Origin of the sequence: Nocardioides sp. NPDC101246 (genome assembly GCF_044767415.1) — a bacterium.
Lineage (GTDB): Bacteria > Actinomycetota > Actinomycetes > Propionibacteriales > Nocardioidaceae > Nocardioides.
This window is the reverse complement of sequence record NZ_JBIWNX010000021.1, coordinates 22,112-37,369: the sequence shown is the minus strand read 5'-3', so window position 1 is coordinate 37,369 and position 15,258 is coordinate 22,112. Positions and strand designations below refer to the sequence as shown.

General features: G+C 69.9%; 14 protein-coding genes. 7 read left to right on the top strand and 7 right to left on the bottom strand.

The window, feature by feature from the left end:
• The first annotated feature begins 157 nt into the window (after positions 1-157).
• The 3 genes from ACIRON_RS28175 to ACIRON_RS28165 all read left to right on the top strand — a co-directional run bounded on the left by ACIRON_RS28175 (position 158) and on the right by ACIRON_RS28165 (position 7,458).
• A complete protein-coding gene (locus ACIRON_RS28175; protein ID WP_402997921.1) occupies positions 158-3,085 on the top strand; it encodes a LuxR C-terminal-related transcriptional regulator in 2,928 nt (975 codons plus the stop codon).
• A 191-nt stretch (positions 3,086-3,276) separates the two neighbouring features.
• Complete coding sequence (locus ACIRON_RS28170) at positions 3,277-6,555, top strand: S8 family serine peptidase (RefSeq protein WP_402997919.1); 3,279 nt, start codon at positions 3,277-3,279, stop codon at positions 6,553-6,555.
• A gap of 120 nt (positions 6,556-6,675) precedes the next feature.
• The gene (locus tag ACIRON_RS28165) at positions 6,676-7,458 is read left to right on the top strand and encodes a class I SAM-dependent methyltransferase (protein WP_402997916.1); all 783 of its coding nucleotides are present in this window, start codon (positions 6,676-6,678) and stop codon (positions 7,456-7,458) included.
• A 9-nt stretch (positions 7,459-7,467) separates the two neighbouring features.
• Here the strand turns inward: ACIRON_RS28165 and ACIRON_RS28160 are convergent, their stop codons facing one another.
• A complete protein-coding gene (locus ACIRON_RS28160; protein ID WP_402997914.1) occupies positions 7,468-8,481 on the bottom strand; it encodes a tyrosine-type recombinase/integrase in 1,014 nt (337 codons plus the stop codon).
• A gap of 84 nt (positions 8,482-8,565) precedes the next feature.
• Between ACIRON_RS28160 and ACIRON_RS28155 the strand changes: the two genes are divergently transcribed.
• Positions 8,566-9,564 (top strand): alpha/beta fold hydrolase, encoded by a 999-nt coding sequence (locus tag ACIRON_RS28155; RefSeq protein ID WP_402997911.1) that lies wholly within the window; start codon positions 8,566-8,568, stop codon positions 9,562-9,564.
• Here ACIRON_RS28155 and ACIRON_RS28150 read toward each other — a convergent pair.
• Positions 9,545-9,934, bottom strand: a complete 390-nt coding sequence (locus tag ACIRON_RS28150; RefSeq protein ID WP_402997908.1) for a DUF1304 domain-containing protein — start codon at positions 9,932-9,934, stop codon at positions 9,545-9,547. The two genes, ACIRON_RS28155 and ACIRON_RS28150, sit on opposite strands and share 20 nt — an antisense overlap.
• Before the next feature lie 59 nt (positions 9,935-9,993).
• A complete protein-coding gene (locus ACIRON_RS28145; RefSeq protein WP_402997905.1) occupies positions 9,994-10,296 on the bottom strand; it encodes a hypothetical protein in 303 nt (100 codons plus the stop codon).
• A gap of 24 nt (positions 10,297-10,320) precedes the next feature.
• Between ACIRON_RS28145 and ACIRON_RS28140 the strand changes: the two genes are divergently transcribed.
• The gene (locus tag ACIRON_RS28140) at positions 10,321-10,533 is read left to right on the top strand and encodes a hypothetical protein (protein WP_402997903.1); all 213 of its coding nucleotides are present in this window, start codon (positions 10,321-10,323) and stop codon (positions 10,531-10,533) included.
• On the opposite strand, the gene ACIRON_RS28135 is transcribed toward ACIRON_RS28140, so the two are convergent.
• Together ACIRON_RS28135 and ACIRON_RS28130 are read right to left on the bottom strand one after the other, a co-directional pair.
• Positions 10,530-10,886, bottom strand: a complete 357-nt coding sequence (locus tag ACIRON_RS28135) for a TraR/DksA family transcriptional regulator (protein ID WP_402997901.1) — start codon at positions 10,884-10,886, stop codon at positions 10,530-10,532. The genes ACIRON_RS28140 and ACIRON_RS28135 overlap by 4 nt on opposite strands.
• The gene (locus ACIRON_RS28130) at positions 10,883-11,809 is read right to left on the bottom strand and encodes an MmcQ/YjbR family DNA-binding protein (RefSeq protein ID WP_402997898.1); all 927 of its coding nucleotides are present in this window, start codon (positions 11,807-11,809) and stop codon (positions 10,883-10,885) included. The genes ACIRON_RS28135 and ACIRON_RS28130 overlap by 4 nt, the downstream gene beginning before the upstream one ends.
• An 80-nt stretch (positions 11,810-11,889) precedes the next feature.
• Here ACIRON_RS28130 and ACIRON_RS28125 point away from each other — a divergent pair, with 80 nt between their 5' ends.
• A complete protein-coding gene (locus ACIRON_RS28125; RefSeq protein ID WP_402997895.1) occupies positions 11,890-12,513 on the top strand; it encodes a GyrI-like domain-containing protein in 624 nt (207 codons plus the stop codon).
• A gap of 87 nt (positions 12,514-12,600) precedes the next feature.
• Entirely contained in the window at positions 12,601-13,941 is a 1,341-nt protein-coding gene (locus tag ACIRON_RS28120; RefSeq protein ID WP_402997892.1) for an alpha/beta fold hydrolase, read from the top strand.
• On the opposite strand, the gene ddaH is transcribed toward ACIRON_RS28120, so the two are convergent.
• Both ddaH and ACIRON_RS28110 read right to left on the bottom strand, forming a co-directional pair.
• Positions 13,932-14,702: a dimethylargininase gene (ddaH, locus tag ACIRON_RS28115; RefSeq protein ID WP_402997889.1), complete on the bottom strand. Its 771-nt coding sequence runs from the start codon at positions 14,700-14,702 to the stop codon at positions 13,932-13,934. The genes ACIRON_RS28120 and ddaH overlap by 10 nt on opposite strands.
• 13 nt (positions 14,703-14,715) lie before the next feature.
• Positions 14,716-15,210, bottom strand: coding sequence for a GNAT family N-acetyltransferase (locus ACIRON_RS28110; protein WP_402997886.1), 495 nt, complete (start codon positions 15,208-15,210; stop codon positions 14,716-14,718).
• Between the last annotated feature and the right edge of the window lie 48 nt (positions 15,211-15,258).

Genomic DNA, 15,258 nt, shown 5'->3' with positions numbered 1-15,258 from the left:
CGCAGCGATCTGTCCGGAGACGCGACGTCATCGAGTTCCGGTACAGGGAGCCGAAGATCGCGCCCCTTTGAATCGGTTCACAGGCTTGGGTGAGACCATCTCCTCACCCAAGGCGCCGACCTGTCTCGGCGCCGATGACGAACACGGCGGTTCAGGAATGGCTCGACCCGGGAGACTGGCGGCGGCGCCCGCTCTCGTGGGACGGTCCGCCGAGCTCGAGCTCCTCGTCGGCTCGCTGGCCGATCCGCCGGCCATCGCCTTTGTCGAGGGGGAGGCCGGGATCGGGAAGAGCCGGCTGGTGCGGGAGTGTCTGCGGTCGCCGGACCTGGCCGACCTCGATGTCCTCATGGTGACCTGCCCACCGATGATCGAGCCGTTCCCGCTGGGACCGGTGGTCGACGGCCTACGGCGGTTGCGGCCCAGGCTGGGTGACCTGGAGCTGAGTCCGCTGGCCGGGGCACTGCGACCGTTGTTCCCGGAGTGGGCCGACCGGCTGCCTCCCGCACTGGAGCCGTTGGAGGACCCGGCCGAGACCCGGCACCGGTTGCTGCGCGCGCTCTTCGAGCTGGTCGACCGGCTCGGCATCGATCTGCTGGTGGTCGAGGACGCCCATTGGGCCGACGCCGCGACGCTCGAGTGGCTCCTCCTCACCGCCTCGGGAGACCTGGGCATGTCGGTCGTGGTGACCTACCGGGCGACCGAGGTCCCGGCGGGGTCGCTCCTGCTGCGTCTGACATCACGCCCGCTGACCGCCGCACGGGTCCGGATCGAGCTCACGCCGTTGAACATCGCCGACACCCGTGAGCTGGTGGGGTCGATGCTGGAGACCGACGCGGTGTCGGAGCAGTTCGCGGTCGTCCTGCACGAGCGCACCGACGGCCTTCCGCTCGCGGTGGAGGAGACGATCTGGATGCTCCGGGACCGGCACGACATCGTCCGCCAGGACGGTGCCTGGACCAGGGGAGCCCTCGACGGACTGAACGTGCCGCCGACGCTGCGCGACTCGGTCCTCGAGCGCGCCGGCAGGCTTCCCCTTGAAGGACGGATGGTGCTGCAGGCCGCGGCGGTCTTGGCCGAGCCCACCGATGAGACGCTGCTGACCGAGGTGGCCGGTCTGGACGCGCCGACGGCCAGGATCGGGGTCGCTGCCGCGCTCGGTTCGGGGCTCCTGCGTGAGGTCGGCAACCGCTGGCTCGCGTTCCGGCACGTACTCGACGCCCTCGCGATCGGCGCCGCGATCCCAGCCTCGGAGCGGTGGGCCCTGCACCGCCGCGCTGCCGATGGCCTGCTGCGACAGGAGCCGCGACCCGTCGTACGGCTGGCTCACCACTTCCACGAGGCCGGCGAGATCGAGCAGTGGAGCCACTACGCCGAAGCCGCGGCGGACCTGGCCCTCGACTCCGGCGACGAGCGCACCGCCGTCGCGCTGCTGCATGAGCTGCTCACCAGCGTCGAGCATCCTCCGGCTCGGCGGGTGCGGCTGGCCCGCCGGTTGGGCGATGTCGCGGTCAACCGGCTCACGCCCTTGGGCGGGATGGAGAGCGTGGTGCGCGAGACCCTCGCCGCAGTCCTCGCCGACCCTGACATCGCTGATGTCGCCGAGGCCGAACGGGGAGAGGTTCGGCTGCTGCTCGGCTGGATGCTGTTCCAGGCGGGCGAGTTCGAGGCGGGCCATACGCAGTTCGAGACCGCCGTGGGGGAGCTGAGGTCCCGGCCGGCGCGGGCAGCCAGGGCGATGCTGTTCCTCGCCGATCCCGAGTCGAGACGTTCCGGGCCGGCGGAGCAGCATCTGCGGTGGATGGAGCAGGCGACCCGCCTATTCCCGCAGATCGAGTCACCCGCGGAGCGGCGAGCGCTCTCGATCGATCGCGTGACGGGTCTGCTCAGCCTGGGCGAGGAAGCCGGCTGGCAGGCCGCCGAGGAGATCCCCGGGTCGGCCGAGACCGTGAGCGAGCGTCGACAGCTGGTCAGGGTCGTGTTCAACGTCGCCCACCGTGCCGTCCACTGGGGCCGGTACGCCGAGGCTCGCCGGCGCCTGGAGGAGGCCGCCGAGTCCGCGCACGACGCCGGATTCGAGCGGGTGGCGGAGTACGCACGATTCCACCTCGCGCTGCTCGACTGGCACACGGGTGCCTGGGACGGCCTGGCCGAGACCGTTTCCGGGATGAGCGATGACGAGGGAACCCATCCGCTCCTTCGCCTGGCGGCCTCGTCGGTCCGGGCGATGCAGGAGGTCGCTGTCGGCAACCGCGACGCGGCCGAGCGGCGGGCACGACAGGTCCTGGAACACGCCACCGGCACGCTGGACGATCCGACGACCATGTCCACGGTGGCGCTCGGCAGGTTGCTGCTGCTCGACGGAGCTGCCCAGGAGGCGGTGCGTGTGACGGCTGGGCCGATGGACGCGATCATGCGGAAGGGCATCTGGCTCCAGGCGAGCGACGTGGCGCCCGTCCACCTCGATGCCCTCGTCGCCGTCGGTGAGCTTGGCCGCGCCACCGAGATGGTCGACGACTTCGCGACGTGGACGGCGGACCGTTCGGCGCCGGCTGCCGACGCCGCGCTGCTGACCTGCCGGGCGATCCTCGCCGAGGCGCATCGTGCCCTGCACGCGGCCGCGGACCTCTTCGCCCAGGCGGCCGCCGCCTGGGCACACCTGCCGCGGCCCTACGACGAGCTGTTGGCCCTCGAACGCCATGGCCGATGCCTGCTGGCGGCGGGGGAGCAGGAGCACGGGGTGGCGGTGCTGACCGACGTCCAGCGGCGTCTCTCCGAGCTGGGGGCGCGATGGGACGCCGACCGGGTGGCCCGCGTCCTGCGCCAGCACGGTGTCGAGGTCACTCGGACGTGGCGTCGCGGGCGGCGCGGTTACGGCGAGCAGCTCTCACCTCGCGAGGTCGAGGTGATTCAGCTGGTCGCCCGCGGCATGACCAATAAGGAGGTGGCGACCACCCTGTTCATCAGCCCCCGGACCGTCCACCGCCACCTGTCCTCGGCGATGCGGAAGCTGGAGGTCTCCTCGCGGACGGCGCTCGCCATGGCGGCGGTCGCCGCGGGCATGTTGGCGACCGGCTCCGACGAGTGAGCAGGCCCCGGCCGCGTAAAGAATGGGCCATGTGGACACTCGCGACGGCGACCGGCCCGGGTGGATCCTGACCGGCGGGGGCATGACGCTGCCGCGCCGGATGGTCACTGAGAACCCCTCTGGTCCCATCGTGCAATGACGCTCCATGGTGCCTTCGTGACGTCGGCAGGCGGAAGGAAACAAGGAGAACCATGCGATTAGTCCGAATCACGGCGACGCTGGCAGCGGCCGGTGTCGCAGCCTGCGCCGCGCTACCAGCCGCCGCACAGACGTACGAGGTCGCCGCAGTGCGGGCCGCCGAGAAGTCTGCCCCGATCAGCGACGCCACGACACGTGCGGTCACCCTGATCACCGGTGACACCGTCCGGGTGAGCAGCCGCAACGGCCAGCCCGTGGTGGACGTCGAGCCGGCCGCGGGCCGCGAGAAGATCCCGTTCGTCACCGCCAGCGCGGGGGAGGACGTACGCGTGATCCCGGCGGACGCAGCCGGCCTCCTGGCCGGCGGTCGACTCGACGAACGCCTGTTCGACGTCTCGATGCTCCTGGACTTCGGCTACGACGACACCCGCCGCACCCTTCCGCTGCTGATCCAGGGCCGTGCCGAGCTCGACGGCGCCCGATCGACGCAACGGCTCGATGGGGTGACGGCGTACGAGCAGGACCGCGACGAGCCCGCCGAGCTCTGGAAGAGTCTCACCGACGCGGGCGAGCTGCGCTCCGGCGTCACCAAGGTGTGGCTGGACGGACTGCGCAAGCCGACGTTGGACGTCAGCGTGCCGCTGACCGGCGCCACCACGGCGTGGGAGTCCGGGCTGACCGGGACGGGCGTGAAGGTCGCCGTGATCGACTCCGGCGTCGACCTGCAGCACCCGGACCTGGCTGGCAGGGTCGCCGAGGCGGTCGACTTCACCGGCTCTGATGACCTCACCGACTACGCCGGGCACGGCACGCACGTCGCCTCGACGATCGTCGGGACGGGCGCGGCCTCCGAGGGCCGGTACGAGGGCGTCGCCCCGGACGCGAAGCTGCTCAGCGCGAAGGTGTGTCTGGTCGAGGGTTGCCCCGAGTCGTCGATCCTGGCGGGGATGCAGTGGACGGCCGAGCAGGGTGCGGCCGTCGCCAATCTGAGTCTGGGCGGAGAGGACACCCCGGGCGCCGACCCGCTCGAGGCAGCCGTCCACGACCTGACGGCGCAGTACGGGACGCTCTTCGTGATCGCCGCGGGCAACAGCGGGCCCGACGAGGGCACCATCAACTCACCGGGCAGCGCCGAGGACGCTCTCACCGTGGGCGCGGTCTCCAAGACCAAGGAGCTCGCGGAGTTCTCCAGCCGTGGCCCGACGACGACCGACGCGGACGTCAAGCCGGACATCACCGCGCCCGGCGTGGCGATCGCGGCGGCCCGTTCCTCGACGAGCGACCTGCCGCCGTTCACCGAGGACGGGGCGTACGCCAGCCTGAACGGCACCTCGATGGCCACGCCGCACGTGGCCGGCGCCGCCGCCTTGCTGGCCCAGGAGCATCCCGGCTGGACCGCCCGTCAGCTCAAGGCCACGCTGATGTCGGCGGCTGCACCGGACGCCGACCACACCTCCTACGAGCAGGGTGCGGGCTTCGTCGACGTCGCGCGCGCCATCGACCAGAAGGTCACCGCCGAGCCGGTCAGCCTCGGTTTCGGCCGTGCCACGACGGACCAGGACGGCACCATCACCTACGCCAACAGCGGCGAGTCGGAGGTGAGGCTCGACCTGAGCCTGCGCTCGAACGCGCTGGCCGGGCTCTTCACGCTGAGCGACTCGACGGTGACCGTGCCGGCCGGGGGAGAGGCGTCGGTGACCGTGAGCGTCGCGCCGGGGGAGGACCTTCCCGACGAGCCCTACGGCGGCCAGATCACCGCCACCTCGGACACCGCGCGCGTGCAGACGCCGATCGCGCTGGACAAGGCACGACACACGCTGACCGTGCGTACGCCGGGCGCCACCGGCGAGAACCCGCGTTGGGTCACCATGCTGACCGACGTCGACCGACAGACGATCCGGTCGATCGCGCACACCGGCGACAGCGCCCCGGTGCGACTGCCGGCGGGTCGTTATGTCGCCCAGTCCTACCTGCTCACCGGCTCGGAGGAGGCCCCCGCGATCACCTCGCTCGTCGACCCGGCGGTGAGCCTCGACGCGGATCGCGCGGTCACGATGGACGCGCGCTCCGCCAAGGCCGTGGCGATCACGGTTCCGGACCGGTCGGCCGTCCTCCGGCACACCGAGGTCGGCTGGACGATCCGCACCCAGGCGCCACAGATCTGGGGCTCCAACGACCCCTACACGACGCTGATGAACGTGAACCTCGCCGATCTCCGGACCGGGCGGGGGAGCGGCAGCAAGAAGGCGGCAGGCTTCGTCTCGTACATCTCGGGGACCTGGGCCCAGGCACAGATCAACAGCGAATCGGTCTACCAGGTCTACTTCTACGAGCGCGGCCGGATGATGGCCGGGAAGACGAAGACGCTGCGCGCCGGCGACTTCGCCACGGTGCGGTCGCGGGTCGGGGCGGACGTCCCCGACGTACCGGTGGACCGGGTCGCGGTGGCCAGGGCACCCGGCAACTCGCCGATCATGAGCAGCCTGGACGGCCGAACCAGGCCGCTGACGCTCAGGTACGACGCGCCGCGCACCATCGTCGAGCACTACAACCGGGACCAGGAAGCCGAATGGCTGATCTCGAACAGCCAGCAGGGCTACACCCATTACGAGTCGGACTGGACCTCGTACAAGCCCGGACGGGTGTACGAGGAGGAGTGGGCGAGTGGTGTCGAGGGGCCGGTGTTCCCGGAGCCCGAGTTCGACCAGCAGTACGCGACCCGCTACTGGGGCAACACGATGGGCGTCCCGGGGCCGTTGCACGGAGACGGCAGCGGGCACGAGGGCTTCCGCTTCCCGCGGAACGGAAAGGTCGACGTCACCGTCCACCGGAACGGGACGCTCGTCGGTCAGTCATCGTGGATCAGGGACGCCATCGACGTCCCTGCCGAGCCCGGCAGCTACCGGATCCACGCGAGGTTCGAGAGCGACCCCGAGTTCACGCTGTCGACGCTCGTCGAGGCAGAGTGGACGTTCAGGTCGGCGCACGTGCCTGAGGGCGAGCTGGTGCATCTCCCGATGACGGCGGTCCGGTTCTCGCCGGATCTCGACATCGAGAGCACCGCGCCCGCGGGTCGGTCGCTCAGGGTGCCGATCTCGCTGGACCGGCAGATCGGTGCGGCGCCCGCCAGGACCCGGAGCCTGAGCGTCGAGGCGTCGTTCGACGACGGCAAGACCTGGCGGAAGCTGGACGTCGATCGGCACGGCGAGAAGGCTGTGGTCTCGGTCCGGCATCCGAACGGCAGCGGCTTCGTCTCCCTGCGGGCTCAGGCGACCGACTCCGCCGGCAACAGCGTGCGGCAGACCATCATCCGCGCGTACCGCTTCCAGTAGGAAGGGGAGTGCCCGGGTCGTTCTTCGACCCGGGCACTTCTGCTTAACCTGACATAATGTGCATTATCGGCGAATCGTCGAGGGGTCGAGAGCAGGGCTGGAGCGTTAGGGTTCGCTGTTGTGGCAGAAGACTTCGACCCGACCGCACACAACCGCGTCGCGTGGGACGAACTGGTCGACAACGACAACGAATGGTCCCGGCCGGTCGGCCCCGAGGTCATCGCGAAAGCACGTCAGGGCGACTGGTCGGTGGTGCTGATCGGTCACGAGCCGATTCCGCGTGATTGGTTTCCGTCCGAGCTGGCCGGTGCTCGAGTGCTCTGCCTGGCGTCGGGCGGTGGCCAGCAAGGACCCGTCCTCGCCGCTGCTGGCGCCACGGTGACCGTCTTCGACAACTCGCCCAAGCAGCTGGCCCGTGACGACGAGGTGGCCGCTCGTGACGGGCTGGAGCTTCGCACCGTGCTCGGTGACATGCGCGACCTCGGTGTCTTCGACGACGCCAGCTTCGACGTGATCGTCAACCCGGTCTCGAACGTGTTCTGCCCTGACCTGACGCCGGTCTGGCGGGAAGCGTCTCGGGTACTGCGCCCCGGTGGGACGCTCATGGTCGGATTCATGAACCCGGACGTCTACATCTTCGACGAGGTGGCACTCGACCGGCAGGAGCTGGTCGTACGTCACCGGCTGCCGTTCAGCTCGCTCGACCTCTCCGAGGACGACCGGATGCGCGCCTACGGAAGCGGGCCGATCGAGTACAGCCACTCGCTGAGCGAACAGATCGGCGGGCAGCTGGCGGCCGGATTCATCCTGACCCATCTCAGTGAAGCGCCTCATCACGCAGACGTCACCGCCCAGCACCTGTCCGCCTACATCGCAACCCGCGCGGTCAAGCCGCACGGATGATCACTCCGTTCAGTCGGGTGGTGGCACAGCCGTCTCTCGGAGCACTTCACGCGCTGGTGAGAGCAGGACGGCGTCGCGGGTGTCGGCGGCGGTCGCCTTGACGTAGATCCCGGTCGTCTTGAGGTCCTCGTGACCGAGCAGCCCCTGTACCGCCGGCACCGGTACGCCGGAACGGATCAGTCCCTTCGCGGCGCTGTGTCGAAACGCGTGCGCGGCCTCCCCGGGCTGCTTCGGGACGCCGGCGAGGCGGATCCAGGTCTCGACCAGATGGTTGAGCGCGCCGGGACGCAGCTGTTTGCCCGAGGTCAGCACGAACAGGTGGTCGGCCGAGTCGCGTGCCCCGAAGCGTGCCTCCAGTTCGGCCAGGTAGGCGTCGACCGCATCCACGGCCTCGGGTGGCAGCGGCAGGTTGCGCTGCTTGTCGCCCTTGCCGATGACCCGCACCAGCGTCTCGCCGTCGGGCTCGCGCCGGATGGCGCCGACGGTGAGACCGCACAGCTCCGCGGCACGTACGCCAGTGGTGACCAGGACCGCGAAGATCGCCCGGTCGCGAGCCGGCCAGCGGCGCCGGTCGGCGCCTTCGCGTGGCATCGAAGCGACCCGCGCCAGGCGACGGAGCTCGTCGACGCTCCAGCCGGCCGGGAGGCGGCTGGGCCGCTCGGGCGCCTCGATGCGCAGCGTGGGATCCACCAGCAGGTGACCCTCGAGCTGCAGCCAGTGGGTGAAGAGCCGCAGCGTGCCGACGCGACGCTGACAGGTCGCCGCGGCCGAGCTCTCCCTCAGCGACCTGTAGGCGACGCGTACGTTCTGGTCGGTCAGTGCCGAGATCGGGACAAGCGCCAGCACCTCGGTGTCAGGCTCCCCGCCGGCGTCGACATGCAGCTGCCGCGCCCAGGCGGTGATGTCTTGGCGGTAGGCGTTTCGGGACTTGTCGTTGAGCCCGCGGCGCGTGAGGGTCGCCCGGTCGGTCAGGAAGTCCTCGACGACATCGCCGAACATCACACCATCGTCAGGTACGCTCACATCCCCCGATATTACAGCCTTTTCGAACATTTCTGCGATAGGGGGTACTATCGCGGAATTCGGGCGAGGTGGCAGACTCCAGCCGTGGCCGACACCGCTGTAACTCACCGCACCGAACATGTCAACGGAATCGATCTGCACTGGGTGGAGTCAGGGCCGGCGGACGGCCCGCTCGTGATCCTGGTGCACGGGTTCCCGGAGTCCTGGTACTCATGGCGCCACCAGATCGCCGCGCTCGCGGACGCGGGCTACCGGGCGGTCGCGATGGACGTCCGCGGATATGGCGGTTCCTCGAAGCCGACCGCCATCGAGGACTACCGGATGCTGCGCCATGTCGGCGACAACGTCGGTCTGGTGCACGCCCTGGGCGCGGAGACGGCCACGATCGTCGGCCACGACTGGGGCGCTCCCATCGCCTGGACGTCGGCTCAGCTGAGGCCAGACGTCTTCACCGCCGTAGCCGGTCTGTCGGTGCCGTTCAGCCCCTCCGGACGCCGTCGCCCCACCGAGGCGATGGCACAGGCCGGCGGCGACGACGAAGACTTCTACATCTCCTACTTCCAGGCCCCGGGTGTCGTCGAGGCCGAGATCCTGCCCGACGTACGCCGCTGGCTGCTCGGCATCTACTACTCGATCTCGGGCGACGGTGTGCTCGCCGCCGGTGGGGATCCGCGCGGGGCGCTCGGGCTGGTGCCACGCGGCGACCGGCTCTCGGACCAGTTCATCCACCCCACCGAGATGCCTGCATGGCTGACCGAGGCCGACGTCGACTTCTACGCCCGCGAGTTCGCCGACTCCGACTTCTTCGGTCCGCTCGCGCGCTACCGCAACATCGACCGCGACTGGGAGGATCTCGCGGCTTTCAGCGACGTGCCGATCACTGTGCCCTCGCTCTTCGTCGCCGGCGAGTTCGACGGTCCCGCGATCACCGGCCGCCGCCAGATCGAGCGCTTCGACCAGACCCTGCCGGGACTCACGCGTTCGGCGCTGCTCCCCCGCTGTGGTCACTGGGTCCAGCAGGAGCGCCCCGAAGAGACCAACCGGCTCCTGCTCGAGTTCCTCGCTAGCTCAGCGCCATGCTGATCGCCAGGGCGATGACGGCGAGCAGCGGGATCACGCCCTGCTTGAGGGCCGCGCCGCGCTTGTCGGGCGAGGAGACGAACAGCACTGCCGCCGCGGCTGCCATCGAGCCGGCGCCGGCGAAGACCAGGGCAGCGCCGACCGCTTCGGAGCACACCGGGAACAGGACGATGCCGACCGCGGTGACGATGGCGAGGAAGAGGTTGTAGAAGCCCTGGTTGAAGGCCAGTTCCTTGGTCGCCTCGGCCTCCTCGGCGCCGAGCCCGAACACGGCGCGCGTCTTCGGGCTCGTCCAGGTCAGCGACTCCATGACGAAGATGTAGACGTGCACCAGGGCCGCCAGCGCGGCGAGCACCAATCCAGCAACGACCATCACAGACCTCTTCCGGGTTGGGTGCTCGAGCACCGGCTGAGGCTGACAGTAACCGATCCTCAGAACCGGACCGGGAACAGCTCGGTGCGCGCGACGGCCGCGTCGCGTTCGGCGCCAAGTGCCGTACGTCGCTCGTCGTTCAGGTAGGCGTCCAGCGAGGCCTGGTTCGGGAACCGGAAGAGCTGGACCTCGTCGGGCTGCCCGGGTGCATTCTCGGCGAACGCACGGTGCACCACTTCCCCACCGTGCTCTGAGATCAGCTTCAGGACACGGTCCTCGTAGGCATGGAGGGCCTCCGCCTCTCCCTCGTGCGCCCACAGGAGGCAGCACAGGCGGATCGGACCTTCGGGTGCATCTGACATGAAGGTCAACGTATCGGAGCGCGCATGGGCGCTGCCGACATCGGGTACCTGCTCGCCATGAGCCACGTCCTGGACATGGTGGGAGCCACGGTCGTGGTGCTCCTCGTCCTCATGGTGCTCGCGGCCGCCGTCGGCTTCCTGCTGGCGAGGCTGGAGAGACGGCGCGCACGCCGGATCAACGACGATCTCGCCGAGATGCGTGACCAGCCCGGCCGCCATCGCCGTCATCGCGGCTAGCGCAGCCGTGTCCTCGGCTTCCCGGCGCAGCTGATGCAGGTGCGCGCCACCGGGCGCGCCTCGAGCCGGCCCTCGCCGATCGGCCGCCCGCATTCCTCACAGGTCCCGTACGTACCCGCGCCCAGGCGCTCCAGAGCAGCGTCGATCTCGTCGAGATGCTGGCGCGCCTGACGTACGAGCGCGTGGACCTGGGACCGCTCGAAGGCGATCGTCGCGCCCTCGGGATCGTGCTCGTCATCGGCGTTGGTGTCGCGCGAGGCCGCGACCACGGCGTCGAAGTCGTCGCTGAGATCTGCCAGGCGCGCGAGCGTCTTACGGCGCTCCGCCTCGAGCCGTTCGCGCGCTGGCCTCAACGGTCGAAGACCGACCAGCAGATGTCGTTGCGGATCCGCTGGTCGTCGAGGACGAGGTCGCGGACGGGCTCCGGGAGCTGCGCGCGCTGCCAGTGGCACTCCCGGCGCCCGGCCTCGACGGCCTCGCCAGGTGGGGCGGCGTCGCGCACGGCCTTGATGGCGTACGCCGCCGCACCCAGGTCGTGGGCCGCGACATGGGCGACCACGCCGGCCTGGCCGGCGGCGTAGGCGGCATTGCGGGCAGCTCCGCTCAGCGGCCGGGCCGCACCCATGGCGTGACCGCCGAGAGCGCGAGCCTCCATCATCTTGAGCTCACCGCGGGTCCAGGCCCGGGCCGCCTCGATGGCCTCTCGCGGTCGCGGGTCGTCGGGGCACTCCGCCTCGAAGAGCGGGAGGACGTGCTCGGCGCAGGTCGCCGCCCACAGGGCGAGCAGATGGTGGTCGGCGTCGGTGAGCGTGCCGCCGCGTCGGACGGTGATCAGGCGAGGGTCGAGCTCCTTGGCCAGGATCATCGCTCTCCCCCGTTCGCCGGCCCGTTCGCCGGCCCGGTCTCGGGACGGTCCGGTCCCGGGGCCGTCGGGATGGGTGAGGTCATAGGCGGCGGAGACCTTCTTCGGTACGCACAGCCGCCAGGCGTCCACCACGAACTCGCACGCCTCGACCGGGTCGAGCTCGGCCAGGGACGACTCCACCCAGTTGAACCGCATCTCCGACTCACGGGGCAGATGGAACTTCTCGGGCGTGCTGGCGACCAGTGCGGCACGCTCCTCCTTCGGGAAGCCGAACCCCATCTCGGTCTCATCCAGGGAGAAGGCGACATAGACGATCGAGCCGACCCGGAACTTGAGCCTGCCGCGTACAAAGACCTCGTAGGACCGCTCCAGGCTCGAGCCGAGCCAGCGGACGTCCTCCACGGTTGCCATGTTCGGAGCGTAGGCGCAGACACCGCCGACGGCACCCGAGTTTCGCGGCGTCGGCCGCGGTGGCGCGGCATCATGGGCCCATGGCGGCGAAGGTGGATCTGAAGAAGACGATCGACGGCTATCGGGCGCGACAGGGTGAGTTCCGGATCCTCGAGATGCCACCACTCCCCTACCTGATGGTCGACGGGCACGGCGATCCCAACACCGCCCAGGAGTACGCGGACGCGCTGGCGGCGCTCTACCCGGTGGCGTACACGCTGAAGTTCGCCAGCAAGACCGATGGCCGTGACTATGTGGTGCCGCCGCTGGAGGCGCTGTGGTGGGCCGAGGACATGGACGCGTTCACCCGGACGCGGGACAAGTCGCAGTGGGACTGGACGGCGATGATCATGACGCCCGACTGGATCACCGAACAGATGTTCGAGGATGCTGTGGCCAAGGTCGCCAGCAAGGATCGTCCCGCAAGCCTGGACAAGGTCCGGTGGGAGACGCTCACGGAGGGCTCCTGTGTGCAGACCCTGCACATCGGTCCGTACGACGCCGAGGGCCCGGTCCTCGAGGAGATGCACGAGCGGTTCATCCCGGAGCGCGGGCTGCGGATGACCGGGAAGCATCACGAGATCTATCTCGGTGATCCGCGGCGGGTGGAGCCCGCCAAGCTGAGGACGATCCTGCGTCAGCCGGTTTCGGTGTACGAATGTTGACTGAAACTCTTGTCGCCGTGACGGCGCTCACATTACTCTTCAGTAACTCGGGACGAAGTGGTCCCGCTCACGTGAGGAGAGTCCCCCATGTCTCAGCACGCACCACGGATGTTGTTTGCCACCGCTCTGGCCGTTGCTGCGGTCGCTCCGGCCACCCTGGCTGCCCCTGCCGTCGCCGCTGACACCGGCACCACCGTCGTCTCCCGCGGCGTCGAGATCCCGGAGTTCTACAACCCGCCGGCGACGCTGCCGGGCGCGAACGGAGCGCTCGTACGCACCGAGCCGCTCCCCCTCGGTGTCGGCCTCTCGATCCCGGGCATCGGCTCGCTGCCCGGCACCGCGACCCGGGTCATGTACAAGACCACCGACAACAACGGCGCCCCGGCCGCGGTGACCGGCGCCTACATCGAGCCGTTCGCGGCCTGGAACGGTGCCGGTGACCGGCCCCTCGTGGTCGTCGCACCCGGCACCATGGGCCAGGGCGACCAGTGCTCGGCCTCGCTCGGTCTGGAGCGCCCGATCCTCTTCAACGGCAAGACCGTCTCGGTGGGCTACGAGGACATCGGTATCTACCGTCTCCTGGCGCGCGGTGTGGCGGTGATCGTCACCGACTACGTCGGCCTGGGCGCCACCGACCGTCTCCACACCTACGTCGACCGTGTCGACGGCGGTCACGCCGTCCTCGACGCCGCGCGGGCAGCGCGCGAGGTCCCGGAGGCATCGGTGACCGCCGGGTCGCGGGTCGCGCTCTACGGCTACAGCCAGGGCGGCGGGGCGACCGGATCGGCCTCCGAGCTCGCCGCGACGTACGCTCCCGAGATCAACCTCGTCGGCGCCTACGTCGGCGCACCGCCCGCCGACCTGCGGGCGACCGCAGAGGGCATCGACGGCTCCGCGCTCGTCGCCGCTCTCGGCTGGACCATCAACGGTCTGGCCCAGTCCAACCCGGAGCTGCGGCCGATCCTGGACGAGAACCTCAACGAGGCCGGCCAGGCGGCGCTCGAGGACCTGTCGACCGCGTGCGTCGGCGACGGGATCATCGGCTACCCGTTCCAGCGGAGCACCAGCTGGACGAAGTCCGGGGAGAGCCTCGACGACATCATCGAGCGCGAGCCCGCGGTGGAGGCGATCATCGACGAGCAGAAGATCGGCCGTGTGAAGCCACGGATCCCGGTACGCCTGGCCACCGGCACCGAGGACGACATCGTCCCGCACGCGCAGTCCCGTCAGCTGGCCCTCGACTGGTGCGGCCGAGGAGCGAAGGTGACCTACCAGGCGGTCATCCTGCCCAACCTCGGTGACGGGCTGGTCACCAACCACGTGACTCCGTTGCTCGTCGACCAGACCGCCGCGATCAACTGGGTCACCGACCGGGTCAAGGGCGTCGCTGCCGGTTCCAACTGCGCGACGATGCCGATTCAGCCATGAGCTGCTCGTAGCCGCACGGACAGACAGGTCACGCAGCCTTCGAGCTTCTCGAACTCGGAGATGTCGACCGCGACGACCGTGTAGCCGCGCTCCTCGAACATCGCTCTGCTCAGCGGTGCCGAGGCGGCCATCAGCAGCGTGCGGTCGTCGAGAACGACCACGTGGGAGCCCGATTCCTCCGGGACCGGCAGGAACCGGGCTCCCCACACGCTCGGGTCGTCGACCAGCGGCTCGTGGCCGATGACGGTGCCGTCGGGGAGCGCGGTGACGGCCGACTTGAGATGGAGCACCTTCGTGAGGGGCACAGCGATCACCTCGGCGCCCAGTGGTCCGAGCAGTGCCCGGAGCTGCGCGATGCCCTCGGCGTTCGTACGTCCGCCCTCCCCCACCCACACGGTGTCGCCGTGCTTGAGCACGTCGCCGCCGTCGAGGGTCCCGGGTGCCTCGATGTGGGCGATCCGGTAGCCCCGCTCGCGGACCGCGTCCTCGGCCGCGTCGATCTCCGGGCGCCGCTCCAGCGCGCCCGGTCGGCTGATCACGGCCAGGTCCGCGAGGACGACCATCGTGTCCTCGACGAAGACCGAGTCCGGGCAGTCGTCGGCGGGATCGACCTCGTGGGTGGTCCAGCCGGCGCTGCGCATCGCGGTGACGTACGCGTCCCACTGCCTGCCGGCGAGACCGACGTCGACCGGACTCCGCTCGATGTGGGTGACGAGCCCCTCGGCGAGGCGGGGCGAGGGGCGGCGTACGAGAGCGTGCATGGGTGAAGTATCCCTACCCGATCCAGTACCGGAGCTCGCTGCCGAGCTGTTCGTCGGGCACGCCGCCGTTCTTCTCGATCACCCGCTTCGACGGCTCGTTGGAGGGGGCACAGGTGAGCAGGACGCGCGAGATGCCGTGCTCGCGGGCCTTCTCGAGGCCGAGCTCGAGCATGCGGGTCGCGTGGCCCTGGCGCCGCCACGGGGCGACGACGTGGTAGCCGATGTGACCGCCCTCGGAGGCGAGCTCGGGGGTCAGTGAGTGGCGCACGACGAGGGAGCCGAGATAGTGCTCGCCGGAGATGTACCAGTAGACCGTCGACATCACCTCCCAGCGCTCCTTGTCGTGATCCCGGGCGGCGACGAAGGAGTCGAAGTCCTCGCTGGCCGGTCCGAGCCAGTCGGTATCGGTGCCCCGCAGGAGGCAGTCGGCCTGCTCGCCGGTGAGGTAGGAGGTGCGTACGGCCGTCGTCGGGCGGATCAGGCGGGGTGCTTCGTTCAGGGTGATCATCGGCGCTCAGGCAATCACATGAGCTGCTCCGAACGCACCAGGTTTGTC

What these genes read in the sequence shown, in the direction of transcription:
- ACIRON_RS28170 (WP_402997919.1), top strand. Translation starts at nt 3,277, where the DNA reads ATGCGATTAGTCCGAATCACGGCGACGCTGGCAGCGGCCGGTGTCGCA.
- ACIRON_RS28120 (WP_402997892.1), top strand. Translation starts at nt 12,601, where the DNA reads ATGTCTCAGCACGCACCACGGATGTTGTTTGCCACCGCTCTGGCCGTT.
- ACIRON_RS28110 (WP_402997886.1), bottom strand. Translation starts at nt 15,210, where the DNA reads ATGATCACCCTGAACGAAGCACCCCGCCTGATCCGCCCGACGACGGCC.
- ACIRON_RS28125 (WP_402997895.1), top strand. Translation starts at nt 11,890, where the DNA reads ATGGCGGCGAAGGTGGATCTGAAGAAGACGATCGACGGCTATCGGGCG.
- ACIRON_RS28150 (WP_402997908.1), bottom strand. Translation starts at nt 9,934, where the DNA reads ATGGTCGTTGCTGGATTGGTGCTCGCCGCGCTGGCGGCCCTGGTGCAC.
- ACIRON_RS28145 (WP_402997905.1), bottom strand. Translation starts at nt 10,296, where the DNA reads ATGTCAGATGCACCCGAAGGTCCGATCCGCCTGTGCTGCCTCCTGTGG.
- ddaH (WP_402997889.1), bottom strand. Translation starts at nt 14,702, where the DNA reads ATGCACGCTCTCGTACGCCGCCCCTCGCCCCGCCTCGCCGAGGGGCTC.
- ACIRON_RS28130 (WP_402997898.1), bottom strand. Translation starts at nt 11,809, where the DNA reads ATGGCAACCGTGGAGGACGTCCGCTGGCTCGGCTCGAGCCTGGAGCGG.
- ACIRON_RS28175 (WP_402997921.1), top strand. Translation starts at nt 158, where the DNA reads ATGGCTCGACCCGGGAGACTGGCGGCGGCGCCCGCTCTCGTGGGACGG.
- ACIRON_RS28140 (WP_402997903.1), top strand. Translation starts at nt 10,321, where the DNA reads ATGGGCGCTGCCGACATCGGGTACCTGCTCGCCATGAGCCACGTCCTG.